The organism is Paraburkholderia tropica (genome assembly GCF_014171495.1).
GTDB classification, from domain to species: domain Bacteria; phylum Pseudomonadota; class Gammaproteobacteria; order Burkholderiales; family Burkholderiaceae; genus Paraburkholderia; species Paraburkholderia tropica.
This window is the reverse complement of record NZ_CP049137.1, coordinates 1,416,079-1,435,772: the sequence shown is the minus strand read 5'-3', so window position 1 is coordinate 1,435,772 and position 19,694 is coordinate 1,416,079. Positions and strand designations below refer to the sequence as shown.

The 19,694-nt window shown below is 65.5% G+C and carries 15 protein-coding genes and 1 pseudogene; 9 read left to right on the top strand and 7 right to left on the bottom strand.

Annotated elements, in window-relative coordinates; all coding sequences use genetic code 11:
- Positions 1–47 precede the first annotated feature (47 nt).
- Both G5S35_RS36560 and G5S35_RS36555 read left to right on the top strand, forming a co-directional pair.
- Positions 48–1,901, top strand: coding sequence for a sensor domain-containing diguanylate cyclase (locus tag G5S35_RS36560; protein ID WP_074984890.1), 1,854 nt, complete (start codon positions 48–50; stop codon positions 1,899–1,901).
- 138 nt (positions 1,902–2,039) lie between these two features.
- Positions 2,040–3,713 (top strand): EAL domain-containing protein, encoded by a 1,674-nt coding sequence (locus G5S35_RS36555; RefSeq protein WP_124263336.1) that lies wholly within the window; start codon positions 2,040–2,042, stop codon positions 3,711–3,713.
- A gap of 88 nt (positions 3,714–3,801) precedes the next feature.
- Here G5S35_RS36555 and G5S35_RS36550 read toward each other — a convergent pair whose 3' ends face one another.
- From G5S35_RS36550 to G5S35_RS36535, 4 genes and pseudogenes are all read right to left on the bottom strand, one after another.
- Positions 3,802–4,761 carry an ABC transporter substrate-binding protein gene (locus tag G5S35_RS36550; RefSeq protein WP_065063543.1) on the bottom strand — a complete coding sequence of 320 codons (960 nt, stop codon included), beginning with the start codon at positions 4,759–4,761 and terminating at the stop codon, positions 3,802–3,804.
- Between the two features lie 103 nt (positions 4,762–4,864).
- Positions 4,865–5,899, bottom strand: a complete 1,035-nt coding sequence (locus tag G5S35_RS36545; RefSeq protein WP_065063545.1) for an ABC transporter permease subunit — start codon at positions 5,897–5,899, stop codon at positions 4,865–4,867.
- 56 nt (positions 5,900–5,955) lie between these two features.
- On the bottom strand, positions 5,956–7,509 hold the full coding sequence (locus tag G5S35_RS36540; RefSeq protein WP_183040255.1) for a sugar ABC transporter ATP-binding protein: 1,554 nt from the start codon (positions 7,507–7,509) through the stop codon (positions 5,956–5,958).
- Positions 7,496–8,757: pseudogene (locus G5S35_RS36535) on the bottom strand (ROK family transcriptional regulator). The gene G5S35_RS36540 and the pseudogene G5S35_RS36535 overlap by 14 nt, the downstream one beginning before the upstream one ends.
- 884 nt (positions 8,758–9,641) lie before the next feature.
- On the opposite strand from G5S35_RS36535, the gene G5S35_RS36530 reads away from it, so the two are divergent.
- The gene (locus G5S35_RS36530; RefSeq protein ID WP_183040254.1) at positions 9,642–10,064 is read left to right on the top strand and encodes a VOC family protein; all 423 of its coding nucleotides are present in this window, start codon (positions 9,642–9,644) and stop codon (positions 10,062–10,064) included.
- Between the two features lie 56 nt (positions 10,065–10,120).
- Here G5S35_RS36530 and G5S35_RS36525 read toward each other — a convergent pair whose 3' ends face one another.
- Entirely contained in the window at positions 10,121–11,494 is a 1,374-nt protein-coding gene (locus tag G5S35_RS36525; RefSeq protein ID WP_183040253.1) for an MFS transporter, read from the bottom strand.
- Between the two features lie 306 nt (positions 11,495–11,800).
- Here G5S35_RS36525 and G5S35_RS36520 point away from each other — a divergent pair, with 306 nt between their 5' ends.
- Positions 11,801–12,883: a lactonase family protein gene (locus G5S35_RS36520; protein WP_183040697.1), complete on the top strand. Its 1,083-nt coding sequence runs from the start codon at positions 11,801–11,803 to the stop codon at positions 12,881–12,883.
- Positions 12,884–12,944: 61 nt separating this feature from the next.
- Here G5S35_RS36520 and G5S35_RS36515 read toward each other — a convergent pair whose 3' ends face one another.
- The gene (locus G5S35_RS36515; RefSeq protein WP_237181847.1) at positions 12,945–14,222 is read right to left on the bottom strand and encodes a serine hydrolase; all 1,278 of its coding nucleotides are present in this window, start codon (positions 14,220–14,222) and stop codon (positions 12,945–12,947) included.
- Between the two features lie 509 nt (positions 14,223–14,731).
- On the opposite strand from G5S35_RS36515, the gene otnI reads away from it, so the two are divergent.
- The 3 genes from otnI (at position 14,732) to G5S35_RS36500 (ending at position 17,575) form a co-directional block, all read left to right on the top strand.
- Entirely contained in the window at positions 14,732–15,517 is a 786-nt protein-coding gene (gene otnI / locus G5S35_RS36510) for a 2-oxo-tetronate isomerase (RefSeq protein ID WP_065063556.1), read from the top strand.
- A 110-nt stretch (positions 15,518–15,627) separates the two neighbouring features.
- Positions 15,628–16,626 (top strand): D-erythronate dehydrogenase, encoded by a 999-nt coding sequence (gene denD / locus G5S35_RS36505; RefSeq protein WP_110326060.1) that lies wholly within the window; start codon positions 15,628–15,630, stop codon positions 16,624–16,626.
- A 43-nt stretch (positions 16,627–16,669) separates the two neighbouring features.
- Positions 16,670–17,575, top strand: coding sequence for an SMP-30/gluconolactonase/LRE family protein (locus tag G5S35_RS36500; protein ID WP_074984879.1), 906 nt, complete (start codon positions 16,670–16,672; stop codon positions 17,573–17,575).
- Between the two features lie 38 nt (positions 17,576–17,613).
- Here the strand turns inward: G5S35_RS36500 and G5S35_RS36495 are convergent, their stop codons facing one another.
- Positions 17,614–17,883 (bottom strand): hypothetical protein, encoded by a 270-nt coding sequence (locus G5S35_RS36495; protein ID WP_065063562.1) that lies wholly within the window; start codon positions 17,881–17,883, stop codon positions 17,614–17,616.
- A 49-nt stretch (positions 17,884–17,932) separates the two neighbouring features.
- On the opposite strand from G5S35_RS36495, the gene G5S35_RS36490 reads away from it, so the two are divergent.
- Positions 17,933–18,175 (top strand): hypothetical protein, encoded by a 243-nt coding sequence (locus G5S35_RS36490; protein WP_183040252.1) that lies wholly within the window; start codon positions 17,933–17,935, stop codon positions 18,173–18,175.
- A gap of 344 nt (positions 18,176–18,519) precedes the next feature.
- A complete protein-coding gene (locus tag G5S35_RS36485; protein WP_065063566.1) occupies positions 18,520–19,524 on the top strand; it encodes an AraC family transcriptional regulator in 1,005 nt (334 codons plus the stop codon).
- Positions 19,525–19,694: the final 170 nt, after the last annotated feature.

The window sequence follows — 19,694 nt, the reverse complement described above, 5'->3', positions numbered from 1 at the left end:
CGACTGCCCCCGCTGCCTCCAAAAGCGGCGGCGCACGCGTGCGCGGCATGGACGATGGCGCGTTGCCGCCTGCTCATGAAGCCCTTCATGAAGTCGCCCGCGAGGCCCCGCTCGACGCCTTGATGCGCGTGATCGCGCGCCACTTCAACGTGGCTTCCGCCTGCGTGCTGCCGGGCCACATGCGTGACGACGCGCACGCGGGAGCGTGGCTGGGCGAGGGCGTCGATGCACCGTTGCGCGACGCGCTGCTCGAACTGCAGCGCGCCGAACGCCTGGGCGGCGCGCAAACGGGCGCGTTCGCGAGCGAACCGATCGTCGTCAGCGACGTGGCGGGCGATCCGGCCTGGCAGGCCTGTCTGAATCGCGCGAGCGCGCTGCCATTTCGCTTCGTCGCCGCCTGGCCGCTGGCGGGCGCGAACGGCGACTCGCCCGGCACGCTCTACCTGATCGATCACGCGCCGCGCGAGCTGAACGCCGCCGAGCGCGCGAGCCTCGACGATTTCGCGCGCGTGATCGCCACGCTCGCGGTGCAGGCGCCGCCGGCGCACGACGAAGTCGAAGCGTTGCGTGCGCGCGAGCGTCTGCTGGCGCTGGCGATCGCGGGCAGCGGCACGGGCATCTGGGATCGCGACGTCGTCACGGGCGAGATCCGCTATTCCACCGGCTGGAAAGCGATGCTCGGCTACGAGGACGACGAAGTGACGAGCCGCGTAGAAGACAGCCTCCTGCGCCTGCATCCCGACGACCGCGATTACGTGAAAGCGACCATGCAGGCGCACTTCGAAGGCCGCACCGCGCACTACGAAGTCGAGCACCGCATCCGCTGTAAAGACGGCAGCTACAAGTGGATCTGCAGCCGCGGCAAGGTGACGGCGCGCGACGCGGACGGGCGCGCGCTGCGCATGATCGGCACCACGACCGATATCACCTCGATGCGCGAAATGGCCGAGCGTCTGCGCGAGTCGGTGAATCTCGTCACCAATCTGACGAATGAAGTGCCGGGCCTCGTGTTCCAGTGCCATCAGGCGCGCGACGGCCATGTGTCGTTTCCGTATGCGAGTGCGGGGATCGCGGAGATTTACGAACTGACGCCCGCGCAGGTCGCGGCCGACGCGAGCGGCATCGAGGCGCTCGTGCATCCCGAGGATCTGGATGCGTATCGCGCGTCGTTCGCGGCGTCGGCGGCCGTGCTCGCGCCGTGGCACCTCGAATATCGCGTGTGTCTGCCGCAGCAGGGCTTGCGCTGGCGTCAGGGCGATGCGAAGCCGCGCCGTCTCGCCGATGGCGCGACCGTGTGGCACGGCTTTATCACCGACGTCACCGAGCGCAAGCGCATCGAAGCCGAGTTGCAGGAGTTCGCGACCACCGACGGCCTCACGCGGCTCGCGAACCGGCGTCATTTCATGGCGCGCGTGGAAGCGAAGCTCGCGCTGCTGCGCCGCGTGGCGAGCGCGGCCGGCGTGACGGGCATGGTCGGCATGAAGGGACTCGGCGGCATCGGCAACGTGGCGGCGGTCATGATGTGCGACCTCGATCATTTCAAGTCGATCAACGACCGCTTCGGCCACGCGGTCGGCGACGACGCGCTGCGCCACTTCGCCGAAATCCTGCGCACGCATCTGCGCGCGGGCGACGTGGCGGGCCGCATCGGCGGCGAGGAGTTCGCCATTCTGCTCGACGGCGCCGACGTGGAAGGCGCGTGCCGCGTGGCGCGCCGCATTCAGGACCGCATCGCCGTCGACCCGCTGCTCAGCGTCGCCGGGCCGGTCACGCTCGCCGTGAGCATCGGCATCACGCAGATGAGCGCCGACGACAGCGCCGCCGAAGCCGCGCTCTCGCGCAGCGACGTGGCGCTCTATCGCGCCAAGAAGGGCGGCCGCAACCGCATCGAGTGCGCCTGAGCGCGCGGTTTTCGGGCATCGCCGTGAACATGCGCGTCTCCCGGCTGCGGAGCAGTGTGCGCTCCTCATTCTGTCCCTTGGTGTAACGTTCCGGCAAGGCTCACGCCATTTCGCGCGCGCGTCGCGACGGAGAAACCTGTGCCGTTTCAGTCACCCCGTTCTTCCGATGCACCCGGCATGCTCGCGCGGCTCGCGAACTTGGCCGCGCGCGGGCTGGTGATCGCGCTCGCCGCCGGCGTGCCGCTCGTGCTCTGCGTGCTGCTGACGCGCTACGAAGCCGTGCGCATCGGGCGCAGCGAGGCCGCGCTGGCCTCGAACTTCGTCGTCAATCAGGTGATGGCGATCGTCGAGCAGGCGCGCGACGCCGCGCGCTCGGTCGCGCCGCATGCGGGCGCGCCGTGCGAGACGCTGTCGCGCGAACTCTCGCTCGCCGCCGCGACGCAGCCCTATGTGCGCACGCTCAATATTCTCGACAGCGATCACGTCGCCTGCTCGTCGGCGACCGGCAATCAGTCGATCGCGGTCGAGACCTTCCTCAACGGCAACGTGCGCACGCCGCGCGGCGACTGGCTGATGATCGTCCCGGGCACGCCGCTTGTCGCGAACCGGCCCGCGCTGCTGGTGGCCGTGCGCGCCATCGGCGGCCGCAATGTGGTCGCGGCGGTGGACTCGCAGTATCTGCTCGATCTGCTGCACGCTGCCGCGCCGCATAACGAGTTTCGGCAGGCGACGCTGCGCGTGGGCACCGGGCCCGCGCTGCACGAAATTCCCGCTGGCGGCGACCCCGCGCGCGACGAGGCGGGCGGCGACAGCCCGATGGAATCCGCGCCGCTGCTCGCCGACGTGCGCCGCACGCTCGACGGCAGCGTGATCGAACTGCGTCTGCAAGGCTTGCCCGAACGGCTGAACGCCACATGGCGTGTGCTGTTGTTTCGCTATCTGCCTTGGACGGCGCTGCTCGCCGCGCTGCTGGTCTGGCTCGTGTATCGCGTGCAGCAAAGCCGCCGGTCGCGCCGCGAGCAACTGCTGCGCGCGATCCGCGCGGGCGAATTTCATGTCGAATATCAGCCGCTGTTCGGCGTGGCGAGCGGGCGCTGCGAGGGCGCGGAAGCGCTGCTGCGCTGGGTGCGGCCCGGCATCGGCACGGTGCGTCCGGACGAGTTCATTCAGGCTGCCGAAGAAGAGCACGTGATCGTGCCGCTCACGCAGCATCTGCTCACGCTGATTGCCCAGGACGTCATGAAATGGGCGACGTTGCCGGGTTTTCACCTCGGCATCAACTTCGCGCCCGAACATCTGTCGAGCGAGGCGCTGCTGCCCGACGTGCGCAACTTCACGCGCAGCATTGGCGGACGCGGCATCGAGGTGGTGCTGGAAATCACCGAACGTTCGCTGGTGCGCAATACCGACGTGGCGCAGCGCAATCTCGTGGCGCTGCGCCGCGACGGCGTGCGCGTGGCCATCGACGACTTCGGAACGGGCTTTTGCTCGCTCTCGTATCTGGAGAAATTTCCGTTCGATATCCTGAAGATCGATCGCGGCTTCGTGCTGACCATCGATGCGCAGGAGCGCAGCGCCGTGGTGCTCGACAGCATCATCGGTCTCGCGCACAGTCTCGATGCGAAACTCGTGGCGGAAGGCGTGGCTTCGCAGGCGCAATTCGATTATCTGTGCGCGCGCGGCACGAACTGGATTCAGGGCTTCTTCTACGCGAAGCCGATGCCCGCCGACGATTTCGGGCGCTGGTATCGCGGGCCGGGCATGGCGCCGTTTCCCGCCCCGGTTGTGGCGGCAGCGCGCGAAGCAACGTAATCCGGCGACCTCAGCGGCTTTCGATCGATGCAAAAAAACGGGCGGCCCTGATCGGCCGCCCGTTTGTCTTCAAGCCTCAGCGCAAGAATCAGTGCGGCGAAGTCCAGCCCTTGTAGCTGCCGACGTTGTCGCGCGTGATGAGCGCGGGCGTCATCTGGATCATCGGATTGGCGGGCTTCTTGCCGTTCATGATGTCGTAGCCGACCTGCACGGCGGTTTGCGCCATTTTCCACGGGTCCTGGCTCGCGGACGCCTGCACGAGCGTGTCGCCCTTGAGCGCGGCTTCGATGTCGGGCGCGCCGTCCACCGAGGTGATCACGATATTGCTGCGGTGCAGTTGCTTGGCGGCCAGGTCGCTGCCGATCGCCTGCGGATCGTTGATGGTGAATACGCCGTCGAGCTTCGGAAAGCGCGTGAGGTAGCCCTGCATCGTGTTCATGCCGCCTTCGCGCGAGCCTTTGCCGTCCTGATCGTCGGAGAGAATCTTGATGCCCGGCGACTTCGCGAGCACCTGCTTGCAGCCGTTCACGCGGTCGATCACCGCCGAGACCTGCGGGCCGTTTTCGATAATGACGTTGCCCTTGCCGTTGATCTTCTTCGCGAGGTATTCGCAGGAGATCGCGCCGGCCTTCACGTTGTCGGTCTGCACGGTGGCGTCGGCGCCCGCGGCGCTCACGTCCACGGCCAGCACCACGATGCCGGCCGCGCGCGCCTTGCGCACGGCGGGCTCGATGGCTTTCGGATCGGAGGCGTTCAGCAGGATCATGTCGACGTGCGCCGAGATGAAGTTGTCGATCTGCGTGAACTGCTTGTTCAGATCGTAGTCGGCGGACACGGCCGTGACCTTCGCGTTCGGATTGATCTGTTTGGCCTTCGCTTCCGCGCCTTGCACGATGGTCACGAAGTACGGATTGCCCAGCGAACCCACGGTGATGCCGATCGACTTCAACTGCTTGTCGGCGGCGTGCGCGCCCTGCAGGGCGCAGCCCAGGGCGAGGGCGGCAACGGTGCGAACGGCGACGGCAACGGCGGTTTTCTTTTTCAGCATGATGTCTCCTGAGGGTGCCTTCGAGTTATGTCGTGTGTCGTGTTGGTGTGTTGTGTCAACGTGCTGTGTCAATGTGATGCGTGCTGCAAGGGAAAGCGAGGAATCAGGTGCGGGCCGAACCGCGCTGGCGATAGCGGTCGAGCGCCACGGCGCCGACGATCACGAGGCCCTTGATGATGTATTGCCAGATGTCCGAGACGCCGAGCAGCACGAGGCCGTTCGACAGCACCGCGATGATGAGCGCGCCGATCAGCGTGCCGACGATCGAGCCCACGCCGCCCACGAAGCTGGTGCCGCCGAGAATCACCGCGGCGATGGCGTCGAGTTCGTACGACTGGCCGAGTTGCAGACCGTTGGCGGCGTAGAGGCGCGCCGCCGACATCACCGCGCCGAGCCCGGCGAGCAGGCCCGAGGCCGCGTAGACGAACATCTCGATCGCCCACACCTTGATGCCCGAGAGACGCGCCGCTTCCGGGTTGCCGCCCACCGAATAGATATGCAGGCCGAGCACCGTGCGGCGCAGCACGAACCACGACGCGGCCACCACGACGAGCGCGATGATCACGAGCCAGGGCACGCCGAACACCGTGCCGTTGCCGATGAAGGCGAACGAGAGCTGCGGATTGAAGATGGTGGTGTCGTGGCCCATCAGACGCGCCACGCCGCGCACGGCCGTGAGCGAGCCGAGCGTGACGATGAAGGGCGGCAGGCGCAGCAGCGAAATCAGCGCGCCGTTGATGAGCCCGAAGCCGAGACCCACGCCGAGCGCGGCCGGAATACCCAGCCAGCCCCAGCCGACGATGGTCGAGCCGAGCATCGCGGCCACGGCGGACGCGGCCAGAATCGAGCCCACCGAAAGATCGATGCCGCCCGTGAGAATCACAAAGGTCATGCCGGCCGCGAGCACGATGTTGATCGACGCCTGCTGCGTGACAATCGACAGATTTTCGAGCGAGAAAAAGCCGTCGGTGAGCAGGCCGAAGCCGATGCACAGCAGCACCAGCACGGGCAGCATGCCCGCCGTGCGCATGATCGACTTCATGCGCGCGCGATGGCCGTCAACGGTCTGGCCGCGCGTGGATTGCGCGCCCTGGGCAGGCGTGGCCTCGGCCGCATGGCGGGGAAGAATGCTTTTCATGATGTCGTGCTCCTCAATATCTCTTTTGACGGGGCGATGCGCGTCGGGCGCGGCGCTTACGCGGCTTCGTCCAGCGCGCCCTGCGAGCCGGTGGCGAGTTCGATGATGGCTTCCTGGCCGATGGGTCTGCCGGTGTAGCCGCCCAGTTCTCCGGCGAACAGGCCTTCGCGCATGACGAGCACGCGATCGGCCACGCCGATGATTTCGGGCAGCTCGCTCGAAATCACGATGATGCCCACGCCGGTTTTGGCGAGGTCGTTGATGATGCGGTAGATCTCCGACTTCGCGCCGATGTCCACGCCGCGCGTCGGTTCATCGAGGATCAGCACGCGCGGTTTCGTTTCGAGCAGACGCGACAGCAGCACCTTCTGCTGATTGCCTCCCGAGAGCGCGCCCACGTTCACGCGCGGGCTCGGCACGCGTATCGTCAGCGCGCGGATCGACTCCTTCGCGCGCGCCGAGCCGCGCGCGAGATCGAGCACGCCGAAGCGCGCGTCGCGGCCCGCCACGGACACGTTGACGTTGTCGCGCACGCTCATGTCGAGAAAGAGGCCTTGATGCTTGCGGTCTTCGGTCAGATAGACGAGGCCCGCGTTGATCGCGTCGCGCGGCGTGTGGACGTGCAGCGTTTTGCCGTCGATCGAGATCTCGCCGCGCACGCGCGGTTCCGCGCCGAAGATCAGGCGCGCGAGTTCCGTGCGGCCCGCGCCCACGAGCCCCGCAATGCCGAGCACTTCGCCCGCATGCAGATCGAGGCTGCAACCGCGCACGCGCTTGTCGTCGGCGACGTCGCGCACGGTGAGCACGACCTTGCCCGGATCGTAGGGCGCGTGCGCCTTTTTGTAGAAGCCCGAAATATCGCGCCCCACCATCATGCTGACGAGGCTTTCGGCGCTCAGCGCGTCGCGCATCAGCGTGCCGACGTAGCTGCCGTCGCGCAGCACCGAAACACGATCGGACAGCTCGTAGATTTCGGCCATGCGATGGCTGATGTAGATGATCGCGAGACCGTCTTCGCGCAGTTGCAGGATCAGCTTGAAGAGGCGTTCGGTTTCGCGCGAGGAGAGCGGCGTGGTGGGCTCGTCCATCACGATGATGCGCGCTTCGGTATGCACGGCGCGCGCGATTTCCACGAGCTGGCGTTCGGCGATCGAGAGCGAGCCGACCAGCGTGGTCGGGCCGAAGGTGGCGCCGAGGCGTTGCAGCACGTCTTCGCAGCCGCGCTCCATCGCCGCGCGATCGACCATGCCGAAGCGCGAGTTGCCGCGCCGCAATTCGCGGCCCGCGTAGATATTTTCGGCCACCGACAGATTCGGCGCGAGGCTCAGTTCCTGATAGATCACGGCCACGCCGAGTTCGCGCGCGGCGAGCGGCCCGTCGATCGTCACCGGCTTGCCTTCGATGAGAATCTCGCCGCCGGGATCGGCCTGATACGCGCCCGAGAGAATCTTCATGAGCGTGGACTTGCCCGCGCCGTTCTCGCCCATCAGCGAATGCACTTCGCCGGGCCAGACCGAGAGGCGCACGTTGTCGAGCGCGCGCACACCGGGAAAGGTCTTGCTGATGCCCCGCATTTCCAGCAGCGGCGGCGTCGTCTCAGAGCTCGACATGGCTCTCCTCCTGCGCTTGTACGTTGGTTTGTGCGCCGGCGCCCATCAGGATGCCCGCACGCGGCGAAAAGTTGAAGAACATCGGCAGCGTGGCCGCGCCGAGCGCGCCCGCGTCGGGGCCGAAGGTGCCGCGCACCAGCGCGGGCGTGCCGCGCGCCTCGGGGCGGTGGCGGCCACGGCCACGCGCAGGCGCTGCATGAGCGTGTCGATGAGGCCCGCGTCCACGTCGGCGTCGAGCACCACGGCGGGCACGTCGAGCACGCAGAGCGCGGCGCGCAGCGCGGGCGCGAGCGCGTCGATGCAATCGTCGAGCCATTCCTCGACCGCCGGATGCCGGCGCGCGATGCAGGCTTCGAGATCGGCGCGGCTGTCGACGGTCTCGCCGCAATATTGCAGATGGCGGCGCAGCGCGATCAGCGACGCGCGCGAGAGCAGGATGTCCCATTTGCCGTCGGGCTTGTGCGCCGAAGGCAGGTTGCAGGGCGGCACCGGCATCACCGCGAAATCGCCCGCGTTGCCGGTCAGGCCGCGCACGCAATCGCCGTCGATGGCGACGCCGCCGCCGATCGCCGGGCCGAGAAACAGATAGAGGAAATCGTCGCGCTGACGTCCGCAACCGTAGAAGATTTCGGCGATGGCGGCGGCGTTGCCGTCGTTTTCGCTGAACACGGGCAGGCCGGTCGCGCGGCCCAGCTCGGCGGCGAAATCGACGTCGCTCCAGACGCTGAAGGTATCGGCGGGCAGGCCCAGTTCGCGCAGCCAGCTGCCGAGGTTGTACGGCTGCGCCACGCCGATGCCCGCGAGGCGGCGGCGCTCGTCCTTGTCGAGCAGTCCCGACAGTTCGCCGATGTCGCGCTGCACGATTTCCTGCGCGAGCGCGGGTTGCGGCAGCAGCATGTCATGCGAGCGGCGGCCGATCATCCGGCCCGCGAAATCGACGAGCACGGTTTCGATGTTGGTCCGGTCCAGACGCACGCCGATGGCGAATGCGCCGCGCGGCGACAGGCGCAGCAGCGAGGCGGGCTGGCCGCGTCCGCCGTCGAGGCGACGGCCGCTCATTTCGATCAGACCATTGTCGATCAGCGACGTGATGATGCTGCCCACCGCCGTGCTGGTGAGGTTCGCGAGGCGCGCGAGGTCGGCCTTCGACGCCTCGCCGGCGCGCCGCAGCGCTTGCAGCAGCAGACGCTCGTTGAAGCGGCGGACATTGGCCGAATTGCTGCCTTGACCGACATGCGGACTTCTCACGCGTCTCCTCCGTAGCTCTCGATGCGTGTCGACCGGACGGTGTGCGGCGTTCGTCGGCGACTAAATAAATCAAGTTGATTTATTTAATGCCGGATTTCGTCCCGTGTCAGCCTGGGGAAATCCCGGCGCGGGGTGGGCATGAATGTGGCCGCACATAGCATTGCCCAACGGTTGTTGGGTGAATGAAAGAAATGTGGGCGTGTGCCCGGTTGCGGCCAACTCGAGGCAACAAGCATGTACCGTCGTCGGCTCGTTGCTGGAAACGATTATCCGTCGGTAGCCGTTTGCGTGTGCCGAGCGCGCATCGCAATCGTCCGGGACGATCTCGTAGCACGCAGGAGTGCGTTAAAAAAAGCGCGCGGTCCGGGGTGGTTTGTCGGCGATCAAAATGCTGATTCGTATGGATGACGAATGAATGGAGAGGGTGCGGGATTCGGAATTATCCAGGCCGCCTTGCATGCTAGATTGCATTCGCCCTGTTCGCCACAGAGCAAGGTGCAACTTCCAACATACTGAAGGAAATCCACAATGCAACCGATTACGCGAAACGACCTGGCCAAAGCTGGCGTGGCTGGCGGCTCTGGCAGCTCTGGTTCGTCGAAAAACATCTGCACGGGAAAGGGCTCGTGCTCGATCAAAATTCCGATTTTTGGCAGAAAGTAGAAATCGAAAAACCTGCGTGAATCCAGCAGTCAAAACGGCTCATTTCGAGCCGTTTTCTTTTTCGGGAACTGCAATCAGGGAACCGCTCATGGCCGTCGGCCGGTTGAGTCGCCTCTGATTACGCGTTAGATTCTCAATTCGCTGCCGCGTGGCGCGTATTTTCATTGCTGCGCAACAGGCAAACGCGTCGTCGTCGAAATGAATCCGCCAGGGAAACGCCTATGCACAAGCACATCTTCGTCAATCTGGGCGTGCGCGACTTGAAGCGCTCGATGGACTTTTTCGCTCAGGTCGGCTTTACGTTCGAGCCGAAATTCACCAACGAGCAGGCCGCCTGCATGGTCATTGGCGAAAACATCTTCGCCATGCTGCTGACGCCCGACTTCATGCGCGGCTTCACCGACAAACCGCTCGTCGACGCGCGCGAGCAGACCGAAGTGCTGGTCTGTCTCTCATGCGAGTCGCGCGAGGAGGTCAATGCGCTCACGGAGAAAGCGCTCGCGGCGGGCGGCACGTCGAAGCGTCCGCCCACGGACTATGGCGACGCGATGTACGGCCGCAGCTTCGAAGACCCCGACGGCCATATCTGGGAGTTGATGTGGATGTCGCCCGAGATGGTGGAAAAGGGCGCGCACGGCGCGTGACCTGACGGGCGACGCGGGCGACGACGGGCGGCGGATAAAGCGCGCCTCAGGCGGGTTCAGACCAGCTCGACCCGCTTGATTTCCTTCACGATCACGAGGTAGCTGATCACGGTGATCATGGCGTTCACGCCGACGAAGGCCAGCGCGCCGTCGAACGAGCCGGTTTTCGCCACGAGGTAGCCGATCGCGATCGGCGTGACGATGCCGGCCACGTTGCCGAACATGTTGAAGATCGAGCCCGAGAGGCCGATGGCTTCCTTCGGCGCGGTATCGGCGACCACGGCCCAGCCGAGCGCGCCGATGCCCTTGCCGAAAAACGCGAGCGACATCAGCAGCACCACGAGCCAGTCGCTCTGCACATAATTGCAGCCGACGATGCACGCCGACAGCGCCATGCCGCCCACGATCGGCGCCTTGCGCGCCAGCGTGAGCGAACAGCCCGCGCGAATCAGCGAGTCGGAAATCACGCCGCCCAGCACCCCGCCGAGAAAGCCGCAGACCGCCGGCAGCGACGCCACGAGGCCCGCTTGCAGGATCGTCATGCCGCGCGCCTGCACGAGGTAGATCGGGAACCACGTCAGGAAGAAGTAGGTGATGACGTTGATGCAGTACTGCGCGAGATACACGCCCAGCAGCATGCGGTTCGACAGCAACTGACGCATGATGCGCCAGCCGTTGCCCGTCGTTTGCGTCCGGCCGGCATCGTCCGCAGCGCGCGACTTGCGCAGATGGCCGTTCACGAGGCCGCCGCCTTGTTCGATGTACTCCAGCTCCTGCGGATTCACGCCCGGATGGTTCGCCGGATTCTTCATGACCTTGAGCCAGACGAAGGCGAGCAGCAGCCCGGCCACGCCCATCATCAGATAGACGTGGTGCCAGCCATAGGCGTGCGTGACCCACGCCATCAGCGGCGTGAAGACGACGGCCGCGAAATACTGCGCCGAATTGAAGATTGCCGACGCCGTGCCGCGTTCCTGGGTGGGGAACCAGCTCGCGACCACTTTCGCGTTGGCCGGGAACGCGGGCGCTTCCGCCGCGCCCATCACGAAACGCAGCGCGAACAGCGCCGCGACGGCCGCCGCCGTACTGCCGAGCACGCCGATCGCGCTTTGCAGCAGCGTGAACAGCGACCACAGGAAGATGCTGGTGGCGTAGACGCGGCGCGCGCCGAAGCGGTCGAGAATCCAGCCCGCGGGCAGTTGCGAGAGCACGTAGGCCCAGCTGAACGCCGAGAAGATGTAGCCCATGCGGATGGCGTCGAAGCCGAACTCCGCGCGCATCGCCGAACCAGTGACCGAGAGCGTCGCGCGATCCGCGTAGTTGAGGGTGGTGATGACGAAGATCAGCGCAAGGATGACGTAGCGGACTTTCGTGCGGCTCGCGGCATCGGCTGCGCTGGCGGCCGGGTTGGCGGTACGGCTCAACGGCATGGGTTCACCTTGGTTCGTGCGCGGGGGAACGGGCGAGCGTCTCCGCGTAATGTCTCCGAGCGGCGCGAGTTGTAAGACATCGAGCCGACTTGTCAGAAGGCATCCTACAATGTCTTACGGCGGCGGAGCAATCGTCTCGGCGCATGTTTCGGTTGAATTCAGGGTAAACGTGGTATTGAGCGGGGCGCGCGCTTGTGGAATTGTTCGCCAAGTTGTTCGACAACATGACGGGCGCCGCGGTGATGATGTTAACAGTGGCGCCCCCGACTACAACAGCCCGGGGAGGCGAATTTGAACAGGAAGAAAATGGCGCAGGCAGTGATGGGCGCGGTGCTGGGCGTCGCGGGCGCGGTGGCGGCGCACGCGGCGACCTTTGTTTATGTGTCGAATGCGGATAGCCAGAACATCTCGGTGTTTCGCGTCGACGAAAGCGCGGGCACGCTCGCCGCCGTCGAGACGGTGCCGGTCGGCGGCACGGTCATGCCGATGACGCTCTCGCCCGATCATCGCCGTCTGTACGCCGGTCTGCGCTCGCAGCCGTATCGCGTGGTGAGCTTCGCGATCAATCCGCTCGACGGGCGGCTCGCCGAACTCGGCCGCGCGCCGCTCGCCGAAAGCATGGCCTATCTCTCGACCGACGCGACCGGCCGCTATCTGCTGTCGGCCTCGTATGGCGGCAACCAGCTTGCGGTGAACCGCATCGGCGAGAACGGCGTGGCGGGCGAGGTGCAGCAGACGATCAAGACCGGGCCGATGGCGCACGCGATCCGCACGTCGGCGGACAACCGTTACGCGTTTGCGTCCGTGCTCGGTTCCGACGCGTGGCTGCGCCTGCGTTTCGACGCCACGACCGGTCAATTGACCGAGGACGCCGCGCCCGCGTATGCGCTGCCCGAGAAGTCGGGGCCGCGCCATTTCGTGTTTTCGTCGGACAGCCGCTTCGTCTATCTGATCGACGAACTCGACGGCAAACTGCACGTGCTCGCGTTCGACCGCGCGCACGATACGGTCAAGCCGATCCAGACCGTCTCGATCCTGCCCGCCGATTTTCATGGCGACAAGCCGTGGGGCGCGGATCTGCACCTGACGCCCGACGGGCAATTTCTCTACACGTCGGAGCGCACGTCGAGCACGCTGGGCGCCTATCGCGTCGATCGCGCGACCGGCAAGCTCGCGCGCATCGGCACCTATGCCACGCAGAAGCAGCCGCGCGGCTTCAATATCGATCCGTCGGGGCGCTGGCTGTTCGCGGTCGGCCAGTTGTCGACGCAGATGAGCGTGTATCGCATCGATGCGAAAACGGGCGCGCTCGAAGAAACGGGGCAGGTGCCCGTGGACAAGGGCGCGAACTGGGTGGAAGTGGTGCGTTACACCGGGTCGAACGAGTAACGCCGGTTCGGCACGGCGCGTCCGCGTGGGTTCTCACGCACGCGGACGCGCGGGTTCGCCTTTAACGCAGCGAACAGTTGAGCCAGTGATGGATGCGCTCGCCGTCGAGACGCGAGCCTTCGGCGCTCGCGCTGCCGAGCATCGTGACGATCACCGGGCGGCGGCCGTGCACCATCATGCGCATGACCATGTTGTGGCCCGACTCGTTGATGAAGCCGGTTTTCTGCAAGCTCGCCTGCACGCGGTTGTAGCGCACGAGGCGGTTGCTGTTCACATATTGAAGCTGCCCGCGTCCCGTGGGCACGCGTTCCTGATGATCGGTGGAATAGCGGCGGATCAGCGGGTAGCCGTTGGCCGCGCGCACGAGCCGTGCGAGTTCGCGCGCCGTCGAGACGTTTTGCGGCGAGAGTCCCGTGGCGTTGACGAAGTGCGTGTGCGGCATGCCGAGGCTCGCGGCCTTCGCGTTCATTGCGTCGACGAAGGCGGGCTGGCCGCCCGGATAGTCGCGCGACAGCGCCGACGCCGCGCGGTTCTCCGACGACATCAGCGCGATATGCAGCATGTTCGCGCGCGTGAGGCTCGACCCAACGGTAAGTCGCGAATGCGTGAACTTGAGCGTGTCGAGATCGGCGTCGGTCACGTCGATGCGGCGCGCGAGCGGCGCGTGATTCTGGTCGAGCCAGACCACGGCCGTCATCAGCTTCGACACCGAGGCGATGGGCACGACGGCGTCGGCGTTACGCGCGAACAGCGGCGTGTGCGTCTGTTCGTCGACGATGAACACCGAGCGCGAGAAAAGCCGCTTGCGTGAAGCCGGCGTGTAGCCGCAGCGCGCGAGCAGATGCGGACCCTCGGTGGCTGATGCGGTGGTCGACACGCTCGTTTGCGGCGCGACGTACGGAATGATTGTCGGCGCGAAATTCGGCGACTCGGTTTGCGCGGTCGTGACGGGCGGTTTCGCGTGGTGACGTTTGGCCGGCGCTTTCACGTGGGCTTTCGGATGCGCCTTAACGTGCGGCTTCGCGTGCACCTTCGCATGCGGCTTGACGTGCGACTTGCTTTGCGCGATCGAACGGTGAGCGGCATGCCCGTGCGGCAACGGCTTCGTTTTCGCGCGCTTGCCGCGGCGCTTCGCATCAGGCGTTTTCGCCGCGGCGAGCGCGGGCACGGTGCGCTGCGCCGAACGCGGCTTGCGGGTGATTTTCTTCTTCTTGGCGGCCGCGTGGACATGCGGATCGGCGCGATGCCGAGGCGTCGTTGCGGCGAAACTCGCCGTGGCCGTCAGGCCGGCGAGCAGGAGGGCGGAAACGAGGAGCGGAAGTCGAGAAAGGGAAATCACCGGCAGAAGAAGTTGAGGCGGGTAGTTCGAAAGAGGGCGAAGAGGCGCGACGAAGCACCGGGAAACGGCTGGATAGCAGCAGCTCGATGCGAGGCGTATCGCCGCGCGCGAGACTCAATGGTACAGGTAGAACACCTCGCCGCGCGCATTCTTGCTGTTTTTCCGGCGAAATCGCTGCAAATGGGCGCATGATGCGCCGGAAAATGCGTGATCGGTCACGTCGTTCGCACGCATGTTACCGGTCTCAGGGTTATCGCGAATGGCTGCGTTCGCGCACCGATTTGTATGATGGGCCAGGACATGCCGATGCTCCCGCTCATGCGCTGCGGCTGCGCAGTCGTCGCTGCCGCGTCGAGCGTGACGGGCCACGCAGCCTCATGAACGCCCACACTCCCGCCCCCGCTTCCTTGCCCGTGCATTCGCCCAGCCATTGCGTCGAGGACTTCACTGGCGTCGCCAATCTCGCTAGCATGCTGGATTGCGCCCGCATCCGTTACCGGAGTGTCTAGATGCCTCGCTTCGCCGCGAATCTCACGATGATGTACAACGAGCACGCGTTTCTCGACCGCTTCGCCGCCGCCGCGCACGATGGGTTCGACGCCGTGGAATATCTGTTTCCGTACGACCATCCCGCCGCCGAAGTGAAGGCGCGGCTCGAAGAAAACGGCCTCGCGCAGGCGCTTTTCAACGCGCCGCCCGGCGACTGGGCCGCAGGCGAACGCGGTCTCGCCGCGCTGCCTGGCCGCGAGGACGAATTCCGCCGCGGTATCGACAAGGCGCTCGATTACGCGCGCGTGCTCGGCAATCGCAAGCTGCATGTGATGGCGGGTATCGTCGCTTCCGAAGACACGCGTGCGCAGCAGCGCGAGCTGTATCTGAAGCATCTCGACTACGCGGCGCAGGCCGCGCGCGGCGAAGGCATCACGATTCTGATCGAGCCGATCAACACGCGCGACATGCCGGGCTATCTGCTCAATCGTCAGGACGACGCGCACGCGATCTGTGCCGAAATCGGCGCGGCCAATCTGCAGGTGCAGTTCGATTGCTATCACTGCCAGATCATGGAGGGCGACCTCGCGGTCAAGCTCAAGCGCGATATCGCGCGGATCGGGCATATTCAGGTGGCGGGCGTGCCCGAGCGGCACGAGCCCGATAGCGGGGAAATCAATTATCCGTGGCTCTTTTCGCTCATCGACGAACTGGGCTATACCGGCTGGATCGGTTGCGAGTACTGGCCGCGCGCGAAAGCGTCGGACGGGCTCGGCTGGATCCGGCCTTATATGAAACCGCGATGAAACCGCGATAAAACACGGTCAAAGTGCGATGAAGGCGCGCGCCTGAGGCAGTCGTTCGTGCGTGCGCGGTACGCGGTGCATTCCATCAGGCTTGAACGGAGCGTTCGACTATGAAAGTGCTGATTACCGGCGGTGCAGGATTTCTCGGCCAACGACTCGCGGGCGAACTGCTTGCGCGCGAGTCGTTGAAGATTGGCGGCGTGCAGCAGCGCATCGACGAAATCGTGCTCCTCGACGTGACGCGCGCAGAAGGCCCCGACGATCCGCGCGTGCGCATCGAGGAAGGCGATATTGCGGAGCGCGCCGTGCTGGAGCGCGTGATCGACGGCGAGACGGCCGTGATCTTCCACCTCGCCGCGATTCTGAGCGCGGAGGCCGAGGCGGCGTTCGAGCTCGGCATGCGCATCAATTTCGATGCCACGCGCGAATTGCTCGAAGTGTGCCGCGCGCGCGGCCATGCGCCGCGCCTCGTGTTCACGAGTTCGGTGGCGGTCTATGGCGGCGACATTCCCGAAGAGGTGCAGGACGATACCGCGCTCAATCCGCAGTCGTCGTACGGCACGCAGAAGGCGATGGCCGAGCTGCTGTTGAGCGATTATTCGCGGCGCGGTTTCGTCGACGGGCGCGTGCTGCGTCTGCCCACGGTCAGCGTGCGGCCGGGCAAGCCGAACGGCGCGGCGTCGTCGTTTGCGAGCGGCATCATTCGCGAGCCGCTCAATCGCGAGATCAGCGTGGTGCCGGTGAGCGGCGCGACGCGCGTGTGGCTGTTGTCGCCGCGTATCGCGATCGAAAACATCGTGGTGGGCGCGGAAATCGACGCGGCGGCGCTCGGTCATACGCGTGTGGTGAATCTGCCAGGCGTGTGCGTGACCGTCGACGAAATGGTCGAAACGCTGAGCCAGTTCGCCGGGCCGAAGGCTGTGGCCCGTATCGAATGGGCGCCGGACGAGACGATCGAGCGCATCGTCAGCAGCTGGCCGTCGAGCTGGAACGTGCGCCACGCCAAAAAGCTGGGCTTCAGCGGCGAGACCACGTTCCGCGCGATCGTGCAGACTTATCTGGAAGACGAGTTGCACATACTGCCCAAACGCGATCACGGGCATCACTAGCCGCGCAACGCGATCGAAAGCGCGCGATCAGTCAGGATGACGAATGAACAAGAACGAGTATGAAATCCATGATGCGCGCTTTCGCTGGCTGATTCAGGCGAACGCACCGTTGCAGAAGATCGCGGGCGATTGTCTCTGGAACGAGGGGCCGGTGTATTTTCCGGCCGCCGATCAGCTGCTCTGGAGCGACATTCCGAACAATCGCATGATGCGCTGGGCGCCCGGTGCGGGTGTCGGCGTGTTTCGCGCCAACGCGAATTTCAGCAACGGCAATACGCGCGACAACGAAGGCCGCCTCGTGACCTGCGAGCACGGACGGCGCTGTATTTCGCGCACCGAACACGACGGCAGCGTGGTGGTGCTCGCGTCGCATTATCAGGGCCGCCGTTTCAACTCGCCGAATGACGTGATCGTCGATTCGCGCGGCACGATCTGGTTCAGCGACCCCGACTACGGAATCATGAGCGATTACGAGGGCTTTCGCGCGGAAGGCGAAATCGGCGGCTGTCACGTCTATGCGCTCGAAACCGGCGCGAGCGAGGCGCGGCGCGTGACCGACGATTTCGTCAAGCCCAACGGGCTCGCGTTTTCACCGGACGAATCGCTGCTCTATATTGCCGATTCGGGCGCTTCGCACGTGGAGGGCGGCCCGCGCCATATCCGCGTATTCGATGTGCGCGACGGCGCGTTGTCGAATTCGCGCGTGTTCGTTTCGATTCAGAACGGCGTGCCCGATGGCTTTCGCGTCGACGAGCAGGGCAATGTCTGGACCAGCGCCGAGGACGGCGTGCATTGCTATTCGCCGCAAGGCGAATTGCTCGGCAAGATCCTGCTGCCGGAAGTGGTGTCGAACCTCACGTTCGGCGGGCTCAATCGCAACCGGCTTTTTGTGACGGCGACGTCGTCGGTGTACGCGCTGTTCATGGGCGTGCGCGGCGCGGCGCGCTGAACCTGGCGCGCACGCCTGTAGATCGTGCGTGCCTGCGATCAGGCTGTCGTCGAGATCAGGCCGCCCGTGCTCTGGCCGCTCGCGAGCATCAACTGAACCAGTTCGGCTTGCGCCGTCTGGATCGCGGCTTCGAGCTGGTTGGCCGCGCTGAGCGTCGCATCCTGGCTCGATTTGGCGGCGCCGCCGGTGCTCGTGGATTGCGATGCGCCGGTCGTGCTGTTGTTCGAATCGGCATTCGCGTTGTTGTTCGCATCGCTGGCGTTGGTCGTACTGCTCGTCGCCTGCGCCGAACCGCCATTCTTCGGCAACGAGGCGAGCTGCGATTCGAGCGCCTTGATCAGCGCCTTAAGCTGATCGATGGCCGTCGTGGTGCTGCTCGAACTCGACGACGAACCGCCGCCACCGCCGCCTCCACCTCCGCCGCCGCTTTTCGAAGTCGAAGTCGTCGACGTCGTGCTCGACGTGCTGCTCGACGATGATGTGTCGCTCGAAGCGTTCGACGAAGTGGCGCTGTTATTGCCGTTCGACGTATTCGACGTGTTCGCGCTGGCGCCGCTGGCGGTCGTGGCGATGGTCGAGGTGGCGGAACTGGTGGGCTGAATCTGCATGGAGGCGTGTCCTCGACGTTGAGCGGTGCGGCGAAGCGGTCCGGGCATCGTCCGCAAAACGCGCAGATGAAGCCCCTGTTTGGGATAACGGCAGCGCACGGCCGATTCTTTAGGGGGAGTCGCCCTGGCTCGCCTTACACGGCCTGACGCTGCCCGCCTGTTCAGCGTCGCCCGACGCCGGCCGAATCGCGGCAAACCTGCCGCAATCAGGGCGCAAGCACGGCGCAAACGCATCGCCAACAGGTAAAATCGATTCCGCGCGCCGCCGCGTGCGCATTCACCGTTCGAACGCTCCGAAACGATTCCGCTCCGGCGCCGCCGCCAGATCGACCAGGCATGCAATTACCCGGCTCCACCGTCCCGATCTCACTCGTCCTGGGTTTTCTCGCCGCCGCCCGCGCGCGGCCGGACGTGGTCGAGCGCTATCTGCAGCAGGCCGGCATTCCGGAGGAATTGCTCGACGAACCCGGCGCGCGCGTGACCGAGGAGCAGTTTTCGACGCTCTATCGCATGCTCGCAATCGAACTCGACGATGAAATGCCCGGCATTTTCAGCCGCCCGTTTCGCAGCGGCACGCTCAAGTTCCTCTGCCTGAGCCTGCTCGACGCGCGCAATCTGGAAACGGCGCTGCACCGCTTCGGCCAGTTCTTCCATATCGTGCTCGACGATTTCCGCGTCGAGTCGCGCCGCAGCGAACTCGTCGCGCAGGTCGAACTGCGTCCGCATCCGGCGTTCGGACCGATTGGCCCGCTCGGCCAGGAACTGATGCTCAAGCTCGCGCATGGCGTGTCGTCCTGGCTCATCGGCCAGAAAATCCCGCTGCTGCAAGTGGAACTCGCATGTGCGCGCCAACCGCACGCCGCCGATCATCGCTACTTCTTTTCGGGGCCGGTGCGCTTCGGTTGCGAAGCGCCGCTGCTGCGTTTCAGCGCGGCGTATCTCGACATGCCGATTCGTCAGAGCAAGCGCAATCTGCGTCAATTTCTCGCGCGCTCGCCGGGCGACTGGATCTTCGAATCGTTCAGCGAGCAACTGGTCAGCCATCAGGTGCGTCAGTATCTCGCCAGCACGCTGCCGGATCTGCCGACGATCGAGGCGGCGTCCGAGCATCTGCATTGCTCGGTGCGGACCTTGTGCCGCCGCCTCGCCGCCGAAGACACCGCGTTTCAAGCGCTCAAGGACGAATTGCGTCGCGATATCGCAATCCAGCGTCTGACCGACACGCAGGACACCATTGCGGCCATCGGCGCCGATATCGGTTTCGACGACCCGAGCGCGTTCCATCGCGCGTTTCGCCACTGGACCGGCAGCACGCCGGGCACCTATCGCGGGCGCGCCTGAGCCCCGATTTCACACGAATATTGCTTCGGGTTGACCCTGGGTGCCTTGCCGCGCATGGTGCGCTGCGTCACGCCGTGGCCAGATTTGTCACTAGATGGGCCGGATCGGACAGTCCCCGCCCGCGCCTTTGAGGCTACGATTTGATGAACATGACCGGCCGCGCCGGGCAT

Excerpts from the sequence above, each read along its gene's own strand:
- G5S35_RS36560 (WP_074984890.1), top strand. The coding sequence starts at position 48 with ATGGACGATGGCGCGTTGCCGCCTGCTCATGAAGCCCTTCATGAAGTC.
- G5S35_RS36550 (WP_065063543.1), bottom strand. The coding sequence starts at position 4,761 with ATGCTGAAAAAGAAAACCGCCGTTGCCGTCGCCGTTCGCACCGTTGCC.
- G5S35_RS36545 (WP_065063545.1), bottom strand. The coding sequence starts at position 5,899 with ATGAAAAGCATTCTTCCCCGCCATGCGGCCGAGGCCACGCCTGCCCAG.
- G5S35_RS36540 (WP_183040255.1), bottom strand. The coding sequence starts at position 7,509 with ATGTCGAGCTCTGAGACGACGCCGCCGCTGCTGGAAATGCGGGGCATC.
- G5S35_RS36530 (WP_183040254.1), top strand. The coding sequence starts at position 9,642 with ATGCACAAGCACATCTTCGTCAATCTGGGCGTGCGCGACTTGAAGCGC.
- G5S35_RS36525 (WP_183040253.1), bottom strand. The coding sequence starts at position 11,494 with ATGCCGTTGAGCCGTACCGCCAACCCGGCCGCCAGCGCAGCCGATGCC.
- G5S35_RS36520 (WP_183040697.1), top strand. The coding sequence starts at position 11,801 with ATGGCGCAGGCAGTGATGGGCGCGGTGCTGGGCGTCGCGGGCGCGGTG.
- otnI (WP_065063556.1), top strand. The coding sequence starts at position 14,732 with ATGCCTCGCTTCGCCGCGAATCTCACGATGATGTACAACGAGCACGCG.
- denD (WP_110326060.1), top strand. The coding sequence starts at position 15,628 with ATGAAAGTGCTGATTACCGGCGGTGCAGGATTTCTCGGCCAACGACTC.
- G5S35_RS36500 (WP_074984879.1), top strand. The coding sequence starts at position 16,670 with ATGAACAAGAACGAGTATGAAATCCATGATGCGCGCTTTCGCTGGCTG.
- G5S35_RS36490 (WP_183040252.1), top strand. The coding sequence starts at position 17,933 with ATGGCCGTCGTGGTGCTGCTCGAACTCGACGACGAACCGCCGCCACCG.
- G5S35_RS36485 (WP_065063566.1), top strand. The coding sequence starts at position 18,520 with ATGCAATTACCCGGCTCCACCGTCCCGATCTCACTCGTCCTGGGTTTT.